This window comes from Oceanobacillus sp. NCCP-135, assembly GCF_059698015.1.
Genome location: NZ_BAAKSZ010000058.1, coordinates 1 through 6,255, shown reverse-complemented (window position 1 = coordinate 6,255; position 6,255 = coordinate 1). Strand labels below are relative to the sequence as shown.

The 6,255-nt window shown below is 37.3% G+C and carries 5 protein-coding genes and 1 pseudogene; 4 read left to right on the top strand and 2 right to left on the bottom strand.

Annotation, left to right across the window (positions count from 1 at the left end):
• Positions 1-263: 263 nt before the first annotated feature.
• Entirely contained in the window at positions 264-839 is a 576-nt protein-coding gene (locus AC6HVZ_RS19290; protein WP_497559759.1) for a sugar O-acetyltransferase, read from the bottom strand.
• 192 nt (positions 840-1,031) lie between these two features.
• Here AC6HVZ_RS19290 and AC6HVZ_RS19285 point away from each other — a divergent pair, with 192 nt between their 5' ends.
• Positions 1,032-1,925 carry a LysR family transcriptional regulator gene (locus AC6HVZ_RS19285; RefSeq protein WP_497559758.1) on the top strand — a complete coding sequence of 298 codons (894 nt, stop codon included), beginning with the start codon at positions 1,032-1,034 and terminating at the stop codon, positions 1,923-1,925.
• Between the two features lie 201 nt (positions 1,926-2,126).
• A complete protein-coding gene (gene acs, locus AC6HVZ_RS19280) occupies positions 2,127-4,103 on the top strand; it encodes an acetate--CoA ligase (RefSeq protein WP_497559757.1) in 1,977 nt (658 codons plus the stop codon).
• A gap of 292 nt (positions 4,104-4,395) precedes the next feature.
• Here acs and AC6HVZ_RS19275 read toward each other — a convergent pair whose 3' ends face one another.
• The gene (locus AC6HVZ_RS19275) at positions 4,396-5,244 is read right to left on the bottom strand and encodes a YxiH-YxzG fusion protein (protein ID WP_497559756.1); all 849 of its coding nucleotides are present in this window, start codon (positions 5,242-5,244) and stop codon (positions 4,396-4,398) included.
• A 235-nt stretch (positions 5,245-5,479) separates the two neighbouring features.
• Between AC6HVZ_RS19275 and AC6HVZ_RS19270 the strand changes: the two are divergent.
• Both AC6HVZ_RS19270 and AC6HVZ_RS19265 read left to right on the top strand, forming a co-directional pair.
• Positions 5,480-5,633, top strand: a pseudogene (locus AC6HVZ_RS19270) (LD-carboxypeptidase); the annotation flags it as partial.
• Positions 5,634-5,837: 204 nt separating this feature from the next.
• Complete coding sequence (locus tag AC6HVZ_RS19265) at positions 5,838-5,882, top strand: erythromycin resistance leader peptide (RefSeq protein WP_108721263.1); 45 nt, start codon at positions 5,838-5,840, stop codon at positions 5,880-5,882.
• Positions 5,883-6,255 lie beyond the last annotated feature (373 nt).

Genomic DNA, 6,255 nt, shown 5'->3' with positions numbered 1-6,255 from the left:
TTATGTCTTTTTATCTTATTTAAGAAGGCTCTTTTTATTAAGTTATCAAGGTGCGAAACTTAAGTTAATTATTATAAAAGTAGTATAACATATGGTAATTTGACAGAAGTTTTTACACTGTAAGCAAGGCTGTGGATATCAGTATATAATTAATTCCCCACGAAATGCCTGATGGAATACTAAAAGCAAAGAAATGATTAGAATCATTCCTTTGCTTTTGAACAACCTTTTTTAGTGCAATTATATTAAAATACAAAATTAATTTAGATAAGTACTAATTTTTTAATAACTTTTGACGGCACTCCTGCAACTACAGTGTTTTTCGGGACATCCTTAGTGACGACTGCTCCTGCTGCAACAACAGAGTTGTCCCCTATTGTCACACCAGGTAGTATGGTTGCGTTTGATCCAATCCATACATTTTTACCAATTGTAACTGGAGAGGGGTGTGTTGTGTTTCTGGTTTCTAAGGATAACCCATGATTAAGTGTAGCAATCGTAACATTCATACCTATCAATGAACCATCGCCTATCCGAATTCCTCCTCTATCCTGGAAAGAACATCCCGTATTAAAAAACACGTTTTTACCAATCGTTATATTTTTGCCGAAGTCTGTATAAAATGGAGGAAAACACATAAAGGATGAATCAATATGGTTACCTGTCAGTTCCCTAAAAATCCCTACGATTTCTTCTTTGGAATGATAGGATGTATTCAATTCCATCGTTATCTTTTGGGCTTCATAACTACATTGAGTTAATAATCCATGTAATTCTTTGTCTTCACCTGCAATTGGATTTCCTTTTTTACAAAATTCAATAAACTCTTTCATGTTCATTTGTCAGAATCACCTGCCCTTTTTTGGTTATTAATAGAGCCTTCTTGTCATAACTCTGCTTCGACTGTTCTTGATGAGATAATGGGTTTGCGTCTTTCTAATTTAATCATAGAATGATATGATTAAATTATCAAATGCTTATATCAAATGCTTTGCTATGCTTATTACGCATACTTTGTTAAGGAGATTATCATGGAAATCCGAGTGTTACGTTATTTCATTGCTGTTGCGAATGAAGAGAATATTTCGGCTGCTTCGAAGTACCTGCATCTGTCCCAGCCTACGTTATCAAGGCAATTAAAGGATCTCGAGAAGGAATTAGGAGCTGTTTTATTTATAAGAGGGAATCGAAAAATCACCCTAACAGATGAAGGGATATTCCTGCTAAAAAAAGCAAAAGAAATTGTAGAGTTAGTTCATAAAACAAAAGCCAATTTTAACGATTCATCTGATAGCATTAGTGGTGAAATTCATATTGGTGGTGGTGAAACAGAGGCTATGCACTTTATTGCCAAAACTTTAAAAGAATTAATTCAATCCTATCCAAACATTCAATTTCACTTGTACAGCGGTAATGCTGATGATATTACTAGCAGGTTAGATAGTGGATTATTAGACTTTGGTATCGTAATAGAACCACAAGATAAGCAAAAATACGATTATATAAAATTACCAGCTACGGATCGTTGGGGAGTTTTAATGCGTAAAGATAGCCCTTTGGCAGAAAAACCATTTATTGAACCAATCGATTTAATAGAGAAACCTCTAATAATTTCCCGTCAAACTGCTGTCAGTAATGAGCTATCGGGATGGTTTGGACAGGATATTGAGAAATTAAATATTGTTGGAACATATAACTTGCTTTATAATGCTGCACTAATGGTTGAAGAAAATATTGGCTATGCCTTATGCTTAGATAAACTTATTAACACTTCAGGAAATAGCAAACTTTGCTTTAAACCATTAAACCCCGAATTAAAGGCTGGTTTAAATATTATCTGGAAAAAACATCAAGTGTTTTCTAATGCAGCAAATAGATTTTTAGATCAGCTTCGAATTAATATTAAAATGCCCCTAATCCCTTGATTAACATGCAGCTGGAAGATCTATGAATCCACTCATTGACAATCCATTCAGTAATCGATATATTGTAATTATTACTATCATAACAATCGATATTTTCAGTAAGTTATGTTCAGTAAAATGATAGCGGTTTCAAGTGAGAATCAAATAGTAAAACGTAATTTCTAAACAAAGGAACAACATTTCATAGAGGAGGAGATTCGATTGAGTACAGATGTAGGAGGAATTCAAGATATTATCAAGAATAGTACGATTGTCTACCCAGATAAGGCGAGGCAGGAGTCAACCGAAATGGGGAGCAGTGAGGCTTTTCAAACCTTACTAAAGCAATCGCAGGAAGACCCTGAATCGTTTTGGAATAATGTTGCCGAAGAACTGCATTGGTTTAAACCGTGGAAAAAAACGATTAGTGGTAGCTTGCCAGATTTTGAGTTTTTCCAAGAGGGCATTAGTAATGCTTGCTACAATCTATTAGATCGGCATATCGAAAATGGAGCGGGTAATAGAACTGCACTGATTTGGGAAGGGGAAGATGGGAAATCGAGCTTTTATACTTACCGGATGCTACTAGTAGAAGTGAATCGATTTGCCAATGTTCTTCAGTCTATGGGAGTGAAGAAGGGTGATCCTGTTGCCATTTATCTTCCTAATCTTGCGGAGTCGTTTATTGCAATCCTTGCCTGTTTTCGATTGGGGGCTGTTTATAGCACGATCTTCTCCGGTTTTTCCGAACAATCATTAAAGGATCGACTATCCAGTTATGAACCGAAAGTGGTCGTTACTGCTGATGCTAGTTTGCGGCGTGGAAAAGTAATACCGCTTAAGGAAAAAGTGGATCATGTTATTGATGAAATTACCAGTGTTAATGCGGTGATTGTCGTTGACCGTCTGGGTACGAAACCGTCGATGGAGCAAGGAAGAGATTACTGGTGGCATGAAGAACGACAAAAAGCAGCTATTCACTTTGAGCCTGTTCATGTTGAGGCAAATGAGCCTGGGATTGTCTTTTATACAAGTGGGACAACGGGAAAACCTAAAGGAGTTGTTCATGCTGGCATGGCTTTCGTTGTACAAAACTATGTCTATGCTAAATATCATATGGATCACCGCCCTGATGATGTCTTTTGGTGTACAGCGGACGTTGGTTGGTTAACGATGCACATCTGGGGAGTCGTCGGCTCATTGGCGAACGGGGTCACGACAGTCGTTTACGAGGGGGCACCTAACTATCCAGAACAGGATCGCTTTTATCAAATTATCGATAAATATCGAGTAAACAAGTTATTTACAGCTCCAACTGCATTACGGATGCTTCGAAGTCTTGGGGAAAAAGCACTTCAGCCTTATGATCTATCCTGTCTCGATGTCGTTTCGCTGGTTGGGGAACCGTTTGATCCTGATACATGGCATTGGACGAACGATGTACTTGGTCAGGGTAATATTTGTGTCAATAATACATGGGGGCAAACGGAAACGGCGGGAACTCCATTGGCAGGAGCTGCTTGGCTCACGCCTATGAAGCCAGGATCTGCTGGTGTTCCATTTTTGGGAGCTGATATGGGCATTGTTGATAATGAAGGTAATCCTGTTCCAACAGGTACACTTGGGAATTTAGTAATCAAAAAACCGTTCCCAATGCTGTGCCGTACACTTTGGAAGGAACCTGAGCGCTATTACGAAAAGTATTTCAGCCAGGTGGAAGGGAATTATTACGCGAGTGACATTGCTTTAGAGGATGAAGATGGATATTTCTGGGTCGTGGGACGTTCGGATGATGCCTTTAATGTCTCGGGTCATCGTTTAAGTACAATGGAAATTGAGAATGCAGTCCTGGAATGCGATGGGGTCTCGGAAGTTGCAGTCATCGGTGCCCCGGATAAAATCAAGGGTGAGGTTCCTGTCGTTTTTGCAACAATAGCTGAAGGATTCACCGGAGACAATGATCTGAAAAAGCAAATTGAACAAAGTATTATAAAAGGGATTGGTCAATTAGCACGCCCTCAAAGTATCTTTTTTGTTGAGTCGATGCCAAAAACCGTCAGCGGGAAGATTATGCGACGACTTTTAAAAGAAGTACAACTAAAAGGCGAAGTCGCAAGTGATGTGACCGGACTTGAAGATCCTTCGGCTATTGACCATATTAGAGAAGTTGTTTCGGGTAATATGGAGCCAAAAATATAATTATTTTGGATCTTTCACAAAGTACGGGGAAATTAATAGTTCTGTTTCTTTAAAAACACATTATACCGGTTTCGAATAAACCAACTGAACCAACCTTCCCCGCAAAATGTGATTGACCGATTTTTTTAAATATAATGTGATACTTCTCAAGCCCTTACTGGAAAAGATGCATTGGTGACACGCTGCCAATGATGGATAAGTGTGGGGACGAGCTAAGTACTTGAGTGTATATCCAAAAATAGTTAAACGACCATCCGTTTACAGGGGTTGTCGTTTAACTATTAACGCTTTGCTAATTCCTTTTATATATCCCATCATTACCATATGCATAAAGAAACGATCCTCGCATAAACACAGGCCCAATGATACGTTTGCCTTTTTCATCGGTTAATTGCAGTTTTCCTTTTGGAGTATAGCTTCGTATTGTTTTCCGATAACGCATCATCGTATTCCTATCTATTTGACCAATTAAACCTTCTTCGTCCAACATAAATTGCTGTAATGTATGTTTACGATTATTTACACGATAACGAATTGATTCCTTCTTTTCATTTAGTTGAACGAGATAAAAGTCATCATAGTAATAGAAGTATATTTCCTTTGAACTCACGACATTTAGTGCATAGCAATCAATAATTCCATAATCACTTGCACCCCACAACCGATGACCGTTGATTGTATAGGCAACAACACCAGCACTCCCTAAAGGACAATCCCATCCAAAATTTCCAAATATACCTTCATCAAAATAACTTACCCAGATGGTATCGGTTTCGTCAATTTGCACATCACTAATGCCATCGCCTAACGTAAATGCATCGATTAATTGTCCATTAGGATTATATCTTCTTGCATTTCGTTCGATGTATTTACCATCCTTCAAACAACGACCTTGTACAATTAGTAAAGTACCATCTGAAAATAAGTCTACTTCCGTTGGTATTAGAGGAACATCCCTTAATTCCATTGTTGTTATACTTGCTCCTTTAATCAGCTTAATTATCCAGTTGTTTTTTGGTACAGGACGCCTGAAAAAATCCAACTCTTGTAAATTACTTTCAATTAGTAATAATGTCCCATCTTTTGTTACTTGACCTGCTACAAAATTAAAATCTGAGGAATAGTCTATATACTTTTGCAACATTAATCTCTCTATTTCTATCACCCCAATTAAAGTATTCTGCCTGTTTAAGTACGCTTTATCTCAAATTTCATCCATATTTCATTTCAATTTCTATAAATTCAGTTTACACTGAACTACTTCATTAAGTAAGTCCCTTTTACAATGAAACACCCTCTACACTCTCTTTCATTAAAGAAGAGCACTTTTTTAGTTTGGATATAGAAGAATGAATTCGGGATAGGTAGGGTTTGATTTGTTAACAAAACCAGAAAAACTACAACGTGGAGATAAAGTCGCAGGCAGTAAGTCCTTCAGGTGGCGAAGTAGGAGATCTGGGAACTAAATGGCATTATGAGCAGGGTGTGAAGCGGTTGGAAGTTGTATTTGGTATTGAATTTGCACCAATGCAATATTTCCATCCTTTTCATCACCTGTTTACGTATCTGTTCCTTATTAGGGAGGGGATGAAACGGATTATCGGGTGATAGAGTTCATGAATATAGCATGACTTTTTGAGTTCTTTAAACAAAAAAATTTCGTATTTGACTTTTATTAAAGCAAATTCTATAATAATCATTATACTTTTAAAATATAAGGAGGATTATTAAAAAATGACACACGCTATGAGACTTCGTTTCCCTGCCTTGAACCAGTAATTGAATACGTTCAGGAGACTCTGTTTGTGTAAACAGAGTAAACGGGGTAAGTCTGTCCTTTTTTAATAATCTTCATTTCAAATACAATTATATAATGTGAAGAAAGGTGGATTGTTCTACCTTTCTTTGTTTTTGGCAAATAGGAAAAGCAAACCTATTTGCATAAGTGTAATTAAGACATTCACCCAAAGATTGGTGAATGCAAGGCACTCTTATTTTATTTGGAGACAGCAATTCTAACTTAACCCTAATCTAAAAGATGGGGATATTTCTTTTATTCAAAATCACAGGCAGATGTCTGTGATTTTTTGGCGTGCCCCACTGTTGCACAATCTAGGTGGTTCGAATCCACACGGTAACTTTACCCTTTGAA